Raw genomic sequence first — 16,335 nt, 5'->3', positions numbered from 1 at the left:
GCTAGCGCGATCAGTTGAAATAGATGGTAATAAAAACCACGACTGCTATCAGCCCTTGCCGCGTGGTAGGGCGCTCGAGGGGATCCCTGGCCAAGACCGGCGGCTGATACAATAGCTGCCCAGGGATCCAAACCAAAGATCTCTAGATCTCTGCTTTTCCAACAGGATTTCCCCACAAGCCCGATGGCAGGCCCAATCCGAGTGGTGGGTAGCTTGAACATGGATTTGGTGGTGCGGGTGCCCCATCATCCCGGCCCTGGCGAAACGGTGCTGGGATCCGACTACGCCACCTACCCTGGCGGTAAGGGAGCCAATCAAGCGGTGGCAGCGGCGCGGGCGGGAGCCCAAGTAGAGATGTGGGGAGCAGTGGGATCCGATGGGTTTGGGCATCTGCTCCAAGAAAACCTGGAGCACAACGGCGTGGATACCCGCCACCTGAGGCAGTTGGAGGGGCCCAGCGGCCTAGCTTTGATCACAGTGGATCCCGGCGGGCAAAACAGAATCGTGGTCAGCCCTGGGGCCAATGGTCGCTATATGCCGGAGCATTTGCCTCCCTTTACCCCGGCGGCCCTGCTCCTGCTGCAACTGGAAATCCCCCTGCCCACCGTGCAAGCTGCAGCAGAACAAGCCTTTGCCCAAGGGATCCCGATTTTGCTCAACCCTGCGCCCATCGTGCCATTGCCGGGATCCCTGTTGCGCCAGGTTCGCTACTTGGTGCTCAACGAAACCGAAGCGGCTGCCCTTGCCCAATCCCCTGTGGAGACGCCGGAACAAGCCCAAAAGGTGGCTCAAGAACTGCAGAAACACGGGATCCCAGCCGTTATCCTCACCTTGGGAGGGGCAGGGCTGGTCTGGGCAGATGGGGAAGAAAGTGGCCATTGGCCCGCTCATCCTGTGGAAGTGGTGGATACCACCGCTGCCGGAGATGGGTTTTGTGGGGCCTTAGCTGCTTGTTTGGCTGCCGGGGGATCCCTGAGGGAAGCCCTGCGTTTTGCCAATGCCGCCGCTGCTTTGGCCGTAACCCGTGCGGGAGCCCAACCTAGCTTGCCCCAGCGCTCTGAGATTGAGGCATTTTTGGCCTCTGCCGTAGAAACAGCATAGACTGCTGCTTATCAAAAGTTTTCGACGTCTGCGGTGGAGAAGTTCATTGGCCGTTTGCGTGGGTGCTAGGGGAAACCGCACCGTCCACAGGACGAGAGCGGGACGAACTCCTTTTCCTGAGCCGCTACTCATCGCCGGTGGAGGGGATCCCTTGCTCCTTTTGAGTACTGCTCAATAGTGCCTTGCCTTCCCTTGTGGGTGTTTTTAGAGTTAGGAAGTGAAAAGAAAGTATTCGGTAACTCTGATAAAGGCCTGTGAGTACCCTCCTTGCTGAAGATGACGCTCTTTACCGTCAGCATGTCCATAGCCTACTGACGCAACATTTGCCTGAGTTCGGCCCGGTATACATGGCCTCGAATGGCCGAGAGGCGTTGGAACTTTACCGTCAGCACCACCCCAACTTTGTGTTGATGGACATTCGCATGCCTGAGATGACCGGGATCGAGGTAGCGCGGCAGGTTTGGTCAGAGTGCCCCAGCACGCGCATCATTTTTTGGTCGCATTTTGCCGATGAAGTCTATGTGCGGGAGCTGCACAAGATCGTGCCTCCGCAAACCGTCTATGGCTACCTTTTGAAAAATTGCACCGATGAAAAATTGGTCAGCGCCATCCAAGCGGTGGTGCAGGATGAGCAATGCGTGATCGACCGAGAGGTGCGCGGGGTCGATTCCCGTTCACAAAACAAAATCACCGGTCTCAGCGATGCCGAGTACGAAGTGTTGATCGACATTGCCCTCGGCCTCACCGACCAAGCCATTGCTGCACGGCGCTTTTTGTCCCGCCGAGGGGTAACCAACCGTCTGCGCAACCTCTACGACAAGTTAGAAGTCAGCAACGACCAAATTGAGAGCGACGAGTGGGGAACCACTTTCAGCTTGCGGGCGCGAGCCATCCGCCTTGCTTTCAAACGGGGGTTGATCAACGCCCAACTGCTGGATGAGGAGGAAGTGCATTTGGATCACTGGCTCAGCCGCTACCGACTGGATCCGCTGGACTAGAGAGGGGGTGTTCGAGCCGTCATCGCTCTTGGCAAGCACTTGTAGTCAATTCCCTTGCCAGCGACCAAGGAGACTTGGGCTCAATGGCTGGCCACCCCGCCGAAGAACTGGGATCAAAGCTCCCTCGTACCGCTATGGAGAAGCAAGCCGGCAGTGTGGGGGGTCGCTAGCGGAAAATCATCTCGGCAACCGCCTCAAAGCCGGCATCCAACAGCCGATCCAAGACCGACTGGGCCTGGCTGCGACTGTCGTACAGGCCAGCCTGCAACACCGTTCTGCCGTTGAAAACCGTTTCCACCGCGTCGGGGATGAGCTGCCGCAATCGGTTCAAGTCATCGCTGCTTTTGGGGGTCACCAACACGCGAAATTGAGTTGCCGTTCGCGTTGGCGAAACGGAGTCGTTACCCACAGCAGCCACAGGGGGGGCAACTGGAGTTGTAGTGGGAGCAGAGGGAGTGGCCGGGATCCCTGCCGATGAGCGACGGGCCGGCGGAGGCAGGAGGGTGGTGATATCCGTGAGGGGAGCCGACGGTGGCCTGGGAACAGGGTCAGCCGGCTGGGCAGGTGTGGTAGAGCCATCGGGGGTGAAGGGGACAGCCACAAACTGCTCCCCCGGAGGTTGGGGCTGGGGAGTTGCCTGAGGGCTGGAGGGATCTGGCAAGATGCGCCCTCCGGATCCTTGGGGCGGAGAGGGGGGAACCGGGGCAGTAGACTGGGGCACCGTCACAACCGGTAAGGTGGAGGGGGTCTCAGCGGCTGGCCGGGGATCCCTGGGAGTAGCCGGCTGGGACGGGGCACTGGGCAGAGCCAAAGTGCCAGGAGCAATGGGGCGGGGAGCGCTGTCGGGAAGGGCGGCAACGGTGGTTTGACCGGACAGATCCAGATCCCCTTTGGCTTTGCCCCGCAGTTGGTTGCCGTTGGCATTGATGCGCAGGCCGCGGGTGGCGTTGTGGATGTCGTATTGGCCGTTGCCCTCAAAGATGTTGTTGCCGGGATCCGTGGCCGTGCCCAAATCCGGCTGGGCAGTGGTGATGGCGGTGAGGCCGGTCTCCAAGTTCTGGGCGATGAGATTGTTGCGCAGGATGGGCCTGGAGCTGCCCCCGACAACCACGCCGGTACGGTTCTGCAGAATGCGGTTGTTGCGCACAACAGGCGCCGAGCGTTGGTCGATGGTGAGGCCAAAGCCGGTTTCTTGGAACAGGTTATTGACGATGGTGGGCTGGGAGGTGCCCAAGACGGAAATGCCGTTGGCCCCGTTTTTATAGAAGCGGTTGCCCTCCACCCAGGGATTGGCAGCGCCAGCGATGAAGATCCCATCGTGGATGCTGCCCACAAAGCTGTTGTTGAGAATGCGCGGGGAGGCCGATTCGACCCAGAGGGCATAGCCGCGCCGCCCTTGGTTGCGCAGGGTAATTCCTCGCACTTCTGCGCCGGTTTCTGCCAGCAGAGCAACATTTTGTCGGCCTAGGGTCGGGCTCATGTAGGTACCGCCGCCGGTGATGAGATAGCCCTCTCCCAAGGTGGACTCGTCCCCACGCAAGGTGAGGCCGGCTTTCAGACGGATGGGGAAGGTTTCGCCGCTCTCCTCGCTATATACCCCGGGAAAAAGCTGAATGACGCTGCCAGCCTCAGCCCGCTGAATGGCATAAGTAATCGTCTTGAAGGGGTTATTGCGGGATCCATCCCCACGGGTATCGCTGCCGTTGGCTGCATCCACGAAAATGGCCGGGCGATTGTCCGGGAGCGGGGGAGCTTGAGGCAGGGTCTGCTCGCCGGTAATACCAGTGTCCAGGGAAGTTTGCGCCCAGCCAGGATCCAACTTTGCTGTCAGCAGTAAGGTGGTGCCAAGCATCAGAGAGGTTGCCAGCCGCGTCAGCATTGCCCAGCGGTAACGCTGCACCCGCAAGCCGGGCAGGACTCCTGTAGATTGGTGTTCGCCGGATTTCTGCAGACCAATAGGCAGTAAGGACAATAAGGAAGAGATCATGGTGGTTATCCTCACACCAGGCTGGGCTAGAGAAGAAAGGCCGAGGTTATCCTACCAAACTGAGTAGGCGGGATCCTGCCCTATCCGCCAACTCCAAATACGGACTAACGCAGGCTTTTTTTGCAAGTCTAACACTAGCCCTAGAGTAACCTCCCTGCTTGCGCCATGACCTACAAAACCCTTGTCCCCGAACATCTGCCCCAAGAGCCGTCGCTGCTTGAATCCGGGATCCTGCTGTCTCCGGTCTCACCGTGGCAACCCCTGATTCATCTGCTGCTGTTGGGGATCCCGGCCTTCTTGCTGCTCTTGGGAAAGCTGATGGCTCAGCCGGGCTGGGGCTGGGGGGCGGTGCTGGCTGGGCTGGGCCGGGCGGGCTGGTGGGGGCCATCGCTTTGGGCTCAGATCGGACGCCGTCTTTGGCAGTGGCTGACCACTTGGCCTCAATTGGCCTGGGCGGGAGTGGCCCTCAGCTTGGCCCTGATGGGAGGGGTTGCTGGGAGCGGGGTGTTTTCCGCTTTGGGATCCCTGAGTTGGGAGGCGATTGGGGCTTTGGGAGAAGTGTTTGGGGCCACAGGCCAGATCTTGATCGCCATCCTGGCCGCCTACATCGCCTGGCGGCAGTACATCATCTCCCGCGATCTCACCATTCAGCAGAATATCATCACCCAGCAGCAGACCATCGACGCCTACTTTGAAGGCATTTCCAACCTGGTCTTGTCTCCCGATGGGCAGTTGGACGATTGGCCCCTGGAGCGGGCCATTGCTGCCGGGCGCACGGCTGCTTTGTTGAATGGGGTGGATCGCTTCGGCAAAGCCAAGATCCTGCGCTTTCTCTCCACCGCTAACCTGCTCAGCCCTCTGCGGCGGGATCAACACCTGGGCCGACCCATTCTGGACGGCAAAGGGGGTTACCAGCGGGATCGCGTGAACGGCATCCGAGTGGTCAACCTGGGCACGATGCTGGAGGGAGCCGACCTGCATGGCACCCTGTTGCGAGCGGTGGATTTCAGCGAAGCCAGCCTGGAGAGAGCCAACCTGAGCGGCTGCGATCTCAGCCACACCAACCTGTGCGGAGCTAACTTGCGGGATGCCGACCTGCGCGGGGCCGATCTCTACCGCGCTTTGCTGTTTGTGGGATCCCCTCAGACGGCTTCCCCCGCTCAGCCGGGGCAAAAGCCGGATTTTAAGACCGGGGCCTACACCGGAGCTATCGTGGCAGGGGCAGATTTCCGCCAGGCTCGCCGCCTTTCCCCCGAACAGCGGGCCTACCTGGTCACCTGGGGTGCCGAGCTGGATCCCGCGTCCGAACCTCCCCTCAACTCTCCTCAGCCGCGTTTGGATCCTGCCGACAAAACGGAGTCGTTTCCCCCACCTGCCCCAAGCCCTTGAGCGAGAATAAATCGATAAGCCTGGTTCAGGGCTTTTGCCGCCGATTCTTCGGCTATTGCAACTCGCCTCTCCCTTGGGGATGAGGGCGATCCCTTTCAATTCTCAAACATGGCACGGTTGCTCACCAAGTTCTGGCTGCTGGAGCGCTATCTGTTTGGGGAGATGCTCACCCCAGTGCTGGCCGGTATTGCCGGGGGAACCCTGCTGCTGCTGGTGGGCCGGTTGTTTACCCTGGCCGAGCGGCTGGTCGAGGGATCCGTCCCGCCTCTAACGGTGTTGCGTCTTTTGGTTTTGGATCTGCCGGAGATGGTGGTGCTGGGCATGCCCATTGCCGCCTTCTTTGCCACCATGCTCACCTTGGGCAAGCTGAGCGGCAACAGCGAGATCACCGCTATGCGGGCAGCCGGGATCCCGTTTAGCCGGATTTTCCGGCCCCTGCTGCTGGTGGGGTTGGCCATGAGCTTGAGCGCTTTTTTCATTAGCAACGTGCTGCTGCCAGCCAGTAAACAGCAAATCCGCCAGATCGATCAGCAAGCTTTGCTGGCCCAGGCCACCACCCCGGTGCAATACGATGTCTTTTTCAAAACCGAAGACAACCTCTGGTTCTTCATCCGCCAAGTGGATCCCCGGTTGAATACCATGCAAGATGTTACGATTTTGCGGGTGGATCCCTTGCCGGGGGGCAAATACCAGTTGGCGGAAGTGACCTTGGCCGCTCAGGCAGTGTGGAATGGACTGGAGTGGAGCCTCAGCGAAGGAGCGACCCACCTTTACGGCCCCACCGGCCTCAGCATTGCCGAGCAAACGTTTCATCGCAAGCCGTTGCAAGTTTCTCAGGATCTGGCTGCCCTGATGCAGCCGCCGGTTCCCCCCAGCGAGTTGAGCTTGCCGGAGCTGGCAGAGCGGATTTCCCGCCTGGCCCGCTCCAATCTCAATACTCAGGCTCTGCGCACCGAGTTCCACATGCGCTTCTCCCTGCCCTTGGCCAGCTTTTTTGCCGTGCTGATTTCGCTACCCCTGGGATCCACCACCGCGCGGCGGGTGGGACGCTACGGGGGCGTCGTCTTCGGGATCCTGTTGGTGTTTGGCTACTACGTGGTTCTGAGCGTGTCTCGCAGCTTGGGAGAAGTGGGAGCCCTTCCCCCTTGGGCGGCAGCCTGGAGCTTCAACATCCTCTTCGGCGGCCTCGGCCTGCTGCTTTTGGCCCGCTTCTTGCGCTAGGGATCCACCCTAGAATCCGCCAGTCTCAGTTCTCAAGGATGTCTCGAAGAAGGCAGGGATCAACTTTCCTTTCTCTCTCCTCTCGCCTCGCGTAGCTCAGGTTTCCGTCCCCTTGCGGGGAAAAGGTAGGGATCAACAGCAGAAGACCACGCAAGTGGCCGTGGCCATTGTTCTCGAGTTTCCGTCCCCTTGCGGGGAAAAGGTAGGGATCAACAAGACGATATTGTCGTAGACTTCTACGACTGGGAGATCTACGGAAAGTTTCCGTCCCCTTGCGGGGAAAAGGTAGGGATCAACTCGGAGGAAACTATGGCTACTTTCGTCAATCTAACGTTTCCGTCCCCTTGCGGGGAAAAGGTAGGGATCAACGTGGTTTTGTAGCCCGAGTAAGGGAGCGTAGAGCACTCTGTTTCCGTCCCCTTGCGGGGAAAAGGTAGGGATCAACCTGAAGCGCTGGGTAAGCCAAATTGAGGAAGTGATTAAGTTTCCGTCCCCTTGCGGGGAAAAGGTAGGGATCAACAGGTACACCGCGTGACCGAGCGCTCCGTATAATTGCGAAGTTTCCGTCCCCTTGCGGGGAAAAGGTAGGGATCAACGTGCCATCAAAAACCTCTACATCCCTGAATCCGAAGAGCGGTTTCCGTCCCCTTGCGGGGAAAAGGTAGGGATCAACACGCAACTATAATTTAGACTAACTCCACCAAAGCACGTTTCCGTCCCCTTGCGGGGAAAAGGTAGGGATCAACCCTACCCCCGGAAAAGCTTGAATCCATGCAGTTTTCAAGGTGCGTTCGCGAGGGAGTACGGAGACTTCGTGACATAGATATTAACATTGCTCTTGGGGATAAGCGCAAGCAAGAAAATTGGGCTTTCTGAGGCTGTTATGTCTTGTTTTCGTGCCAATCATGGCAAGAGATCTAGGTTTGCCCTTGAAATCTTGAGCTAACAAAATTAGCCTGGCGATTGCTTGCCCCGACAGATCGCGCACAAAACTTTACAATTTTCGCTCTCCTGCTCAGGCCAGGGATCCCATTGCGGGGAGAGTCTGTCTAGACTGGAAAGCAGCCCTACGGGGATCCCTATGCGAATTGGCGTGCCCAAAGAGATCAAAGAGCAAGAGTTCCGTGTCGGGCTGACACCGGCGGCGGTGCGGGCCTTAACCGAACAGGGGCACCAGGTGTGGGTGGAGACCCAAGCGGGCCAGGGGGCGGGCTTCACGGATGAGGACTACCAAAAAGCGGGGGCCAAGCTGGCTGTCACTCCTGAGGAGATCTACCGGCAGGAGCTGGTGGTGAAGGTAAAGGAGCCCTTGCCTGCCGAGTATCCTCTGCTCCATCCCGACCTCATCCTGTTTACCTATTTGCACTTGGCCGCCAGCCGCGAGCTGACCCAGGCGCTGTTGCAATCGGGGGCCACCTGCCTCGCCTATGAAACGGTGGAATTGGCAGATGGATCCCTGCCCTTGTTGATGCCCATGAGCATGATTGCCGGGCGGCTCTCGGTGCAGTTTGGCGCCCATTACCTGACCCGACAACAGGGGGGGCGAGGCGTGTTGCTGGGCGGGATCCCGGGGGTGCCGCGGGGGCCGGTGGTGATCCTGGGCGGGGGAACCGTGGGCACCGAGGCGGCCAAAATGGCCGTAGGCTTGGGGGCGCGGGTGCAGATTTTGGACATCAACCTGCAGCGGCTGAACGAGCTGGAGCTGCTCTTTGGATCCCGTGTGGAGCTGCTCTACAGCACGGCCCAAAGCGTGGAAGAGTGTGTTCGCGAGGCCGACCTGGTGGTAGGGGCAGTGCTGGTGCCGGGAAGGCGGGCGCCGGTCTTGGTGGGAGAAGAGTTGGTGGCCCAGATGCGTCCTCGCTCCCTCATTGTGGATGTGGCGGTGGATCAGGGGGGGTGCATTGCTACCACACGGGTTACCACCCATGCCCAGCCGGTTTACGAAGCCTACGGGGTGCTACACTACGGCGTTCCCAACATGCCCGGAGCCGTTCCCTGGACTTCGACCCAAGCGCTGGTCAACGCCACACTCCCCTACATCCTCAAGCTGGCCAATCTCGGCTTGCCCGCTGCTTTGGAACAAGACTCGGCCTTGGCCAAAGGGCTCAACATCAGGGCAGGAAAGATCGTCCACCCGGCAGTGCGGGCCACTTTTCCAGATTTGGGCTAGCTTGTTCAGGCATCGGTGGGATCCCCTGGAGCAGATCTACTGTCGCCAGGACAGGACATAGCGCTCCAAAGCCGCAAAAAAGGTGTAGAGCAAAATGCCCATAATGCCGAGGGCAACCAAACCCGCAAAGGCCAAAGGCACATCAAAAGAAGAGCTGGCCGACACGATCAGGTAGCCCAGCCCCTGGTTGGAAGCCACCGTCTCCGAGATCACCGAGCCGACAAAAGCAAAGGAGATGGCCACCTTCAACGAGGCAAACAGGTAGGGCATGCTGTGGGGTAGCCCCACCTTGGTGAAAATCTCCCAAGAGCTGGCCCCCAACGAGCGCAGCACATCCCGCATTTCGGCTTCCACCGTCTCCAGCCCCACCGCCACATTGACTGCAATGGGGAAAAAGGCCAGCAAAAAGGCCGTGATCACCGCCGGGATCAGGCCCAAGCCAAACCAAATCGCCAGCAGCGGCACCAAAGCCACCTTCGGGATGGTGTTAAACCCCACCAGCAGCGGGTACAAACACAGATGGGCCAGGCGGGAGCTGCCGATGATCGATCCCAGCAATATCCCCCCCACCAAAGCCAGCGCAAAGGCCAGCAGCGTCGAAGTGAGGGTGGTTAGGGAGTGACGCAGAATCACCGGGCTCCACTGGTTCATGGCTGCGAGGATCTGGGTGGGCGCCGGCAGAATGAAGCGAGGAACGTTGAACAGCCCCACCCCCACCTGCCAGAGCACAAGGGTCAAAACGATGGTGACAGCGGGCAAGACCACAGAAGCCGTTTGGGTCTGCAAAAATCGGTCAAATGATTTTTTCATGGGATCCCTCGGCAGAGATGCGCGGTAACCTGTCCAGCAAACCTTTCCAGATTTTTTGGATCAAGGGCTCTTTGGCCTAATAGCTGCGCCGAATGTGCTGGCGCACTTCCGAGACCAAGCGGTGAAACTCGTCCGTCAGGCAGATCTCCAGCGGGCGTGGACGGGGCAGATCCACTTTGAGGGAAAAGATGATCTCGCTAGGCCGTGGCCCCATCACATAAATGGTATCGGAGAGGAAAACCGCCTCCCGCAAATCGTGGGTGATCAGAATAGCAGTGCAGCCGGTGCGCATCCACAGCCGTTGCAACATTTCCCACATATCCTCGCGGGTAAAGGCATCCAGAGCAGCAAAAGGTTCGTCCAACAGCAGCAGCTCCGGCTGATGGATCAAAGCGCGGCACAAGGAAGCCCGCTGCCGCATTCCCCCAGAAAGCTGCCAAGGATAGGCTTTCTGAAAACCCTCCAAGCCTACGGTGGCCAGCAGCTCCAGCGCCGACTTCTCGTGCTGGGCCAGGTTTTGCTTGAAGGTGCGCTTGTAGGGCTCTACCACCTCCAACGGCAGCAACACGTTCTCCAGGGTTGTGCGCCAGGGCAGCAGCACCGGGTTTTGAAAGGCCATGCCCACACTCTTCAGGGGGCCGGCGATGGGCTGCAACTGAAAGTAGAGGGTGCCGCCATGGTCAGTGTTCAGGCCGGCCATCATCTTCAAAAGAGAAGTCTTGCCACAGCCGCTCGGCCCAACAATGGAGACAAACTCCGAGTGGGCAACAGAAAAGCTGACGTCGCGGATGATCGTGACTGGGGATCCCTTGGTGGGGTACTGCAGCGAGACGTGGCGCAACTCCAGAACGGGCTTGCCCGAAACAGCGGGGGAAGATAACCCACTTTGAACCACCCTCTGCGACTCCAACATTGACTCAACTCCAATGATTTTCATAGTGTCCCAAGTGAGGGCTGATCCCCCTGATCCAGACAGATGATGGCGGGAGCAATGAGGGTTGCAGGCCGGTTTATCTCGAGAAGCCCATTGGTACGACCAGCCCCATCCTCACTACATCAAAGAGAAGGGCGGCCAACTGTGTTGGCAGATACTTTATGCGCCGGTGACGTATCCCCATTTTCAGCTTCGGGAGAGGGGGGATCCCTGAGAATCCGGTCATCCAAAAGAATATGGTCATTTCGATGCAAACTAAGACACTGCACCCACACTAAAACGTTGGTCGCGTCGTCGCGCCAGCGTTGCGGAGCAATAATGCACGAAGCCAGAAAGCCTTTCTCAGTAGCCCTGGCGTCTCAACCTAACCTGAAACGACTATAACTATCTATAACTATCTATCAAATAAGACTCCGACTACTGATGTTCAAAGACGTTACTGAAGCCCAACAGATCCAGCTCGACCAAGGTGGGCAAATGTTGGAAACAGCGCTGTGCCAACTCCCAGCGTTCTTCCCGCCGTAACATCTCCGCCAGCTTGTGGCGAACCGGAATCAAATAGCGAACATCGTTGGCGGCATACTCCAGTTGTTCGGCGGATAGCGCGTGGACGGCTCCCCAATCGGAGCTTTGGGCAGTTTTGTTGAGTTCGACCCCGCACAGCTCGCTCACCACATCCTTGAGGCCATGCTTGCTGGTGTAGGTGCGGGCCAGTTTGCTGGCAATTTTGGTGCAAAAGACGGGCCACGCCCGGATCCCCAGGTGATAGCGCAGCATCGCCAGGTCAAAGCGGGCGTAGTGGAAAATCTTTTCAATGTTGGGATCCGTCAGCAGCCCCGCCAGAAGGGGGGCCTGCTTTACTCCACGGCTCAACCGCAACAACACCACCTCGCCGGCAGGGTTGGCGATTTGCACCACGCAGAGCCTGTCCCGCTGCGGGATCAACCCCATCGTCTCCGTATCCACGGCCAAGTGGGGTTCCCCGGCCAGGGCCTTTGCCACTGCAGGGGTGAGATCTTCGTCACAGAGCTGAAAAGGTTGCAGGCCCACTCAGGATCTCTCAAAAGGGTGTTTTGGCTGCATAACCAAGCGGCGAAGGCCAGGCAACTACCAGCTAGACTTGACCACACCTGGCAATAAGCCTCTGTGGGCCATTTCCCGCAGGCTGTTGCGGCACAGGCCGAAATCGCGGAAGTAACCCCGGGGACGCCCGGTTTTCCAGCAGCGGTTGCGCAGGCGTGTGGGCGAGCTGGCCCGAGGGAGTTTTTGCAGTTGGGCGTGCAGCTCCATGCGGGTGGCCTGGTCGATGTTGGGATCGGCCATGGCCGCTTTCAGTTGTTGGCGCTTCTCCCGATACTTCTCGACCAAGCGTTGGCGCTTTTTCTCCCGCTCGATCATGCTCTTTTTAGCCACGGCTCACTGTTTCCCCAGATTTTTCAGCTTTACTAGAATAACGGGGAGCAGCGGCCCCAAGCAAGGGGATCCCAGGCCCGCCCACGGCCATCCTTGCCCATGTTTTTCCGGTCTCCGTGGGATCCCTGAAGTCAGCCCTTCGGCTTCGGGGCAATCTACTTTTATAGGCGAGGTTGGTGTTGGGTGATGGCCATTTCCAGAGTGATCCCGTTTATCGCCACCAAGTTTAGGGTTTCCCCAGAGCAGATTGAGGCCACGCGCGTGATTCTCCACAAGCCGCCGGCTCTGTTGGCAGTGCTGAAGTCGGCCTCTCCACTGCCCAAAGAGGTTTTGCAGGATCCCAGTTTGGCCTATATCTATCCTGCCGCCTTCATTCAATGGTCGAAGTGCATGCATGGCTTGGCGGATTGGGATACCGTGCCGGCACTGAGCTACGCCGATTATGTGGCGCAAATGGAGCTGGCCTTTATGCCGACCGATATTGCCCTGAGCGGCCATTAGGGATCCCTTGGGTTGGCCATCCCATTTCGGAAGATGCGCCGGGAAGCCTCGCGGACAAACTCTTTGAGCCAACCGGATTTTTGGGTATTTTGCACCTGGGCTTTGACCACCGCCTGCATCCCCCCTTCGCCCCAGCTTTGGTTGTGCTGGAAGTACTCAATGAAGCTCTTGCCGGCAATGCGGGTGAGATAGCCGGCGCTGGCCGCCTGAATGGGGGCTGTCGCCAGAAAACCGACGACGCTTACCTCGGCAACGGTGGCCAAGATCCCCGTGGTCAGTTGGATCGCCCCTTCCACCAAGCCCAAGCCGGCTAAGGTTTTGGCCAGAGACAAGGCCAGCTCCCGCCCCTGCTGCAGATCCATCTTGCAGCCGTAAAGGGATCCCAGTTCCACCACCATCTGGGCGTTGATGGCGGCAATGGCCAGCAGATCCACCGCCGGGATGGGGTTGGCGAACACCACTCCTGTAACAATCCACTGAAAGCGATCGATCACTTCCTCGGCTTGGCGGCGCAGTTGGGCTTGGAGAATCCGCTTGGCCTCTTCCCCCAACTGTTGCGATTGCAGCAGAGCATTGTCCAAGGCCAGGGATCCACCTTCGGCATAGAGCACTGCCTGCACGCGATCCCGCACGGCGGCCACATCCGGCTCCGGTCGCCAGGTTTGGGATCCCACCCGTACAGGGGCTGGAGCAGCGGCAGCCATCAACACATCCTGAGGTGGGATCAGGGGATGAACCCGCTCCCGCAGGCGTTGCAAGAGGATCTGCCGTTCTTCTGAGGTGTAGCGATCTGCTTTGTTCAGGATCAGCAAGGCCCGTTTGCCCAGGGCGATCAACCGGCGCAAGGGATCTACCTCCGACTGGCGCAGATCCCCATCCACCACCACTAGGAGCAGATCGGCAGCTTGGGCTTGGGCTTGCGCCTCCTGTTCCCGCATCACCCCTGCCGGGCCGATCTCCAAAATGCCGGGGCAATCCACGATCTGCACCGGCTGCGGGATCCCGGGCAAGTTCCAATCGTAACAAGCTACCGCCTGGGTGGTGCCCAGAGTGGCCCCCACCGCCCCCGCCCGCCGCCCCAGCAGCGCGTTCACCAGAGAAGTCTTGCCCGCCGACCCGGTGCCGAAGACCACCACCTTCAGTTGGGGCTGGGCCAATTGTTTGGCCAGTAGGGCCGACCGTTCTGCCAGCGCTGCCCGCGCCACCTGATCCTGGATTTGCGCCATCTGCGCCTCCAGTTGGGCCAAGTTCTGTTGCGCCGCTTTCCGCTTGTCCAAGGCCGTCTCCGGCAAGGCAAGGGGTTGGGTAATTTCCCTCCTGCTGGGGGCGGGTTGGCGAAACAGAAACAAGTAGTAGATGGCAGCGGCCAAAAACACCAGCAGCAGCAGCAGCAGCACCCCGATCAACAGCCCCCCCAAAATCGGGTGGTAACGGGTGGCGTAGTACAGATCGAGAAACGATTGGATTAGCCAAACGATCAGGCCGGTGAACGAGGCCAACAGCGCCAACAACAGCAGCAAGCGCAGGTAAGGGAGCGACCGCATAGGGATCCAAGGCCACAACCGTTCGCGTCAGCGGGACGGAGTCCTTTTGACTCTACCCGCGGCTGAGCCTATTCGGCTACCTAGATGTCGCCCTCTGGCTGCAGGGGCAGGGCTTCTCTATCCGGCTCTTCCTCTTCACAGCGGGATCCCCCCTCAATGACCGGAATGGCCTGCGGATCCCCGTCAACTTTCACCTGCAGATGGCGCAACTGCCATGCCGAGCCCGCCATGCCCCGCTCCGATTCCACAACCACATCGCCGGTGCGCTGGGCCCCTGTAATCAAAAAAGACAGACACACCCAGCCCGCTTCCTCATTTTCCTGAAAACGCAGCCGCGAGGGCCATCCCGGCCTCAAGGGTTCCCCCAGACGTTCCACCACCACAGCATTTTGTTTGAGCTGCTCCACCGCCAACTGGTAGGTGCGATAGGCACCCGAAGTGCGGATCCCATTCCAGATCAGGATCCCTGCCCCCGCCAGCCCCAAGCCCAGCACCGCCAGTAGGCCCAGACAGCCGCAGCCACAGCAGCCCAGAGGGGCAGCACAGCCGACTGTTTGTGGAGTTTCCGACACGGCCAATCGCCACTACAGAATGCCCCCACACTAACACAACACAAAGCTGGTGCTCATCCTCTATGCCTTCATTGCCGACAAGGTACAGACAAAAAGCCAAGCAACCCTACGCCATTTGTCGGTGACGAACATCGCTTCTCAGTTCCGTATTGCCACAGATATCTGTTACGGCCTCAAACAACAGCTCGAAAAATCATGGGATCAGCACCTCTTTGGCAAGTTCAAGCAACTCACTGTTGAGTCTAATTTTGTACTGCAGTGAGGATTGGATCCCTACGTATCCAATTGTTGGCTCTACTCCCACTTCGATTGGAAAGGCTTGTGAAGCAAGGATTTCAAGCTTTTCGCCTGAATAGGATCTGGATGGATCAGAAAGTCAATGGATACCTGGAAAGCCCTATTTCCTGAACATTGGGAAAGATGACAAAGCGCGCATATCGAATCCGCTATTTGGCGGAGTAAATATCAGGGGGATTTATCGAGAATAAGAGCAGCAAAAGGTCTCAATCCAACCGCATAAACCTATGGATGAAGCGACGACCGTGACCGTGCAGCAGATCATTCAAACCGCCATGATGACCGGTCTGCTCACTGCTGCTCAGGAACACGAACTCAACGTGAGGCTATTCCGAGAGGAGTGCTCCGAAGCCGACCTGTTTCTGCTGCGCCGTTTGCACCGCTGCCTACGCCAGGAATCCATCCGCCAGATCCCGGCTTTGCACAACACCATAGCGGTTGGCCGCTTTGGCCCGCCCCTGCGCCTGGTACCGGACAGAGCCGAGGACGCACAGCCCCAACCTTCTGGGCTGAAACTGGTGCCTAAGCCTAACCCCAAGGTCAGCTAACCGAGATCAACAACGCCAATCCATCAGCAACGCCAACCACAGCTACTGACCGGAAGTCTCGGACAAGGCTGGGGGTGGGGCAACCGCTAGCTGGGGAAAAGAGGGAGTTGAGGTTTTGCTTTCCCCGCCATGCAGCAGCACATAAAAGCAAGGGATCACCAACAACGTCAGCAGCGTCGCCAGGGAAAGGCCGGAAAAGACCACAACCCCCAGCGGCTGTAGCAGTTCGGATCCCTCTCCCCAGCCCAGGGCCAAGGGAAACAGGCCCAGCACCGTCGTCACGGCGGTCATCAGGATCGGGCGCAGCCGCTGCGGGGCAGCCTCTAGCATGGCACTGCGGTAATCCAAGCCCTGTTCCTCCCGGATTTGGTTGGCCAACTCCACCATCAAAATGGCGTTGTTGACCACAATGCCCACCAGCAGCACCGCCCCCACCAGCACCGTAGCGCCCACAGCCGTGCGGGTGAGGAACAAGCCCAGGATCCCGCCGGAGAGAGCCAAGGGCACCGTCAGCATGATCACCAGCGGGTCGAGGAGGGAGTTATACTGCACCGCCATCACCACAAACACCAAAAAAGCTGCCAGGGATCCCAGCAGCAGCAGGTTATTGCGCAGCTCCCGGTTGTTTTCCAAAGCCACGCTGGGCAGGCGGGTCACGCCGGGGGGCAACTCCAAGCCGGATAAGATCCCATCCAGCTCGGCGATGGCGGCACTTTGGCTGGCCCCGGCCCTAAGACTGCCGTTCAAAATGACCACCTGCCGTTGGTTGAGACGGCGAATTTCCCCAGGGGCCTCCCCCATCTGCAACCTGGCCACATCCCCCAAGCGCAGGGGCTGCCCATTCTGCACA

At 59.1% G+C, this 16,335-nt stretch carries 15 protein-coding genes and 1 CRISPR repeat array; of the genes, 7 read left to right on the top strand and 8 right to left on the bottom strand.

Annotation, left to right across the window (positions count from 1 at the left end; translation table 11 throughout):
• Positions 1-183 precede the first annotated feature (183 nt).
• Together rbsK and NW838_RS14175 are read left to right on the top strand one after the other, a co-directional pair.
• On the top strand, positions 184-1,101 hold the full coding sequence (gene rbsK / locus NW838_RS14180; protein WP_414356065.1) for a ribokinase: 918 nt from the start codon (positions 184-186) through the stop codon (positions 1,099-1,101).
• A 254-nt stretch (positions 1,102-1,355) separates the two neighbouring features.
• Complete coding sequence (locus NW838_RS14175; RefSeq protein ID WP_414356063.1) at positions 1,356-2,099, top strand: response regulator; 744 nt, start codon at positions 1,356-1,358, stop codon at positions 2,097-2,099.
• 166 nt (positions 2,100-2,265) lie between these two features.
• On the opposite strand, the gene NW838_RS14170 is transcribed toward NW838_RS14175, so the two are convergent.
• Positions 2,266-4,086 carry a DUF1565 domain-containing protein gene (locus NW838_RS14170; protein WP_414356062.1) on the bottom strand — a complete coding sequence of 607 codons (1,821 nt, stop codon included), beginning with the start codon at positions 4,084-4,086 and terminating at the stop codon, positions 2,266-2,268.
• Positions 4,087-4,251: 165 nt separating this feature from the next.
• On the opposite strand from NW838_RS14170, the gene NW838_RS14165 reads away from it, so the two are divergent.
• The 3 genes from NW838_RS14165 to ald all read left to right on the top strand — a co-directional run bounded on the left by NW838_RS14165 (position 4,252) and on the right by ald (position 8,866).
• Positions 4,252-5,475 (top strand): pentapeptide repeat-containing protein, encoded by a 1,224-nt coding sequence (locus NW838_RS14165; RefSeq protein WP_414428255.1) that lies wholly within the window; start codon positions 4,252-4,254, stop codon positions 5,473-5,475.
• A 108-nt stretch (positions 5,476-5,583) separates the two neighbouring features.
• Positions 5,584-6,696, top strand: a complete 1,113-nt coding sequence (locus tag NW838_RS14160; RefSeq protein ID WP_414428254.1) for an LptF/LptG family permease — start codon at positions 5,584-5,586, stop codon at positions 6,694-6,696.
• Between the two features lie 100 nt (positions 6,697-6,796).
• Positions 6,797-7,442: a CRISPR direct-repeat array (repeat unit 37 nt; unit sequence GTTTCCGTCCCCTTGCGGGGAAAAGGTAGGGATCAAC).
• Positions 7,443-7,777: 335 nt separating this feature from the next.
• Positions 7,778-8,866 (top strand): alanine dehydrogenase, encoded by a 1,089-nt coding sequence (gene ald / locus NW838_RS14155; RefSeq protein ID WP_414428253.1) that lies wholly within the window; start codon positions 7,778-7,780, stop codon positions 8,864-8,866.
• A gap of 36 nt (positions 8,867-8,902) precedes the next feature.
• On the opposite strand, the gene NW838_RS14150 is transcribed toward ald, so the two are convergent.
• The 4 genes from NW838_RS14150 to rpsN form a co-directional block, all read right to left on the bottom strand.
• Entirely contained in the window at positions 8,903-9,676 is a 774-nt protein-coding gene (locus tag NW838_RS14150) for an ABC transporter permease (protein ID WP_414356055.1), read from the bottom strand.
• A 76-nt stretch (positions 9,677-9,752) separates the two neighbouring features.
• Entirely contained in the window at positions 9,753-10,589 is an 837-nt protein-coding gene (locus tag NW838_RS14145) for an ABC transporter ATP-binding protein (protein ID WP_414356054.1), read from the bottom strand.
• A 438-nt stretch (positions 10,590-11,027) separates the two neighbouring features.
• Entirely contained in the window at positions 11,028-11,660 is a 633-nt protein-coding gene (locus NW838_RS14140) for a ribonuclease D (protein WP_414344670.1), read from the bottom strand.
• A gap of 57 nt (positions 11,661-11,717) precedes the next feature.
• The gene (gene rpsN / locus NW838_RS14135) at positions 11,718-12,023 is read right to left on the bottom strand and encodes a 30S ribosomal protein S14 (protein WP_011432985.1); all 306 of its coding nucleotides are present in this window, start codon (positions 12,021-12,023) and stop codon (positions 11,718-11,720) included.
• 186 nt (positions 12,024-12,209) lie between these two features.
• Here rpsN and NW838_RS14130 point away from each other — a divergent pair, with 186 nt between their 5' ends.
• Complete coding sequence (locus NW838_RS14130) at positions 12,210-12,524, top strand: hypothetical protein (RefSeq protein ID WP_414413118.1); 315 nt, start codon at positions 12,210-12,212, stop codon at positions 12,522-12,524.
• On the opposite strand, the gene NW838_RS14125 is transcribed toward NW838_RS14130, so the two are convergent.
• Both NW838_RS14125 and NW838_RS14120 read right to left on the bottom strand, forming a co-directional pair.
• Positions 12,521-14,068, bottom strand: coding sequence for a YcjF family protein (locus tag NW838_RS14125; protein ID WP_414428252.1), 1,548 nt, complete (start codon positions 14,066-14,068; stop codon positions 12,521-12,523). The genes NW838_RS14130 and NW838_RS14125 overlap by 4 nt on opposite strands.
• An 80-nt stretch (positions 14,069-14,148) precedes the next feature.
• The gene (locus NW838_RS14120) at positions 14,149-14,640 is read right to left on the bottom strand and encodes a cytochrome c oxidase assembly factor Coa1 family protein (RefSeq protein ID WP_414428251.1); all 492 of its coding nucleotides are present in this window, start codon (positions 14,638-14,640) and stop codon (positions 14,149-14,151) included.
• A 524-nt stretch (positions 14,641-15,164) separates the two neighbouring features.
• Between NW838_RS14120 and NW838_RS14115 the strand changes: the two genes are divergently transcribed.
• Complete coding sequence (locus NW838_RS14115) at positions 15,165-15,485, top strand: hypothetical protein (protein WP_414356049.1); 321 nt, start codon at positions 15,165-15,167, stop codon at positions 15,483-15,485.
• A 42-nt stretch (positions 15,486-15,527) separates the two neighbouring features.
• Here the strand turns inward: NW838_RS14115 and NW838_RS14110 are convergent.
• Positions 15,528-16,335 (bottom strand): efflux RND transporter permease subunit (locus tag NW838_RS14110; RefSeq protein ID WP_414428250.1); only part of this gene is annotated, 808 nt, incomplete at its 5' end.

It is taken from the genome of Synechococcus sp. R55.2, from assembly GCF_047462075.1.
In the GTDB taxonomy this organism is placed as follows: domain Bacteria; phylum Cyanobacteriota; class Cyanobacteriia; order Thermostichales; family Thermostichaceae; genus Thermostichus.
The sequence above is the reverse complement of the archived record's forward strand: the minus strand, read 5'-3'. Positions and strand labels throughout refer to the sequence as shown.

Coding starts and splice junctions, on each gene's coding strand:
- rbsK (WP_414356065.1), top strand. CDS start 184: ATGGCAGGCCCAATCCGAGTGGTGGGTAGCTTGAACATGGATTTGGTG.
- NW838_RS14170 (WP_414356062.1), bottom strand. CDS start 4,086: ATGATCTCTTCCTTATTGTCCTTACTGCCTATTGGTCTGCAGAAATCC.
- NW838_RS14165 (WP_414428255.1), top strand. CDS start 4,252: ATGACCTACAAAACCCTTGTCCCCGAACATCTGCCCCAAGAGCCGTCG.
- NW838_RS14160 (WP_414428254.1), top strand. CDS start 5,584: ATGGCACGGTTGCTCACCAAGTTCTGGCTGCTGGAGCGCTATCTGTTT.
- ald (WP_414428253.1), top strand. CDS start 7,778: ATGCGAATTGGCGTGCCCAAAGAGATCAAAGAGCAAGAGTTCCGTGTC.
- NW838_RS14150 (WP_414356055.1), bottom strand. CDS start 9,676: ATGAAAAAATCATTTGACCGATTTTTGCAGACCCAAACGGCTTCTGTG.
- NW838_RS14145 (WP_414356054.1), bottom strand. CDS start 10,589: ATGTTGGAGTCGCAGAGGGTGGTTCAAAGTGGGTTATCTTCCCCCGCT.
- NW838_RS14130 (WP_414413118.1), top strand. CDS start 12,210: ATGGCCATTTCCAGAGTGATCCCGTTTATCGCCACCAAGTTTAGGGTT.
- NW838_RS14125 (WP_414428252.1), bottom strand. CDS start 14,068: ATGCGGTCGCTCCCTTACCTGCGCTTGCTGCTGTTGTTGGCGCTGTTG.
- NW838_RS14115 (WP_414356049.1), top strand. CDS start 15,165: ATGGATGAAGCGACGACCGTGACCGTGCAGCAGATCATTCAAACCGCC.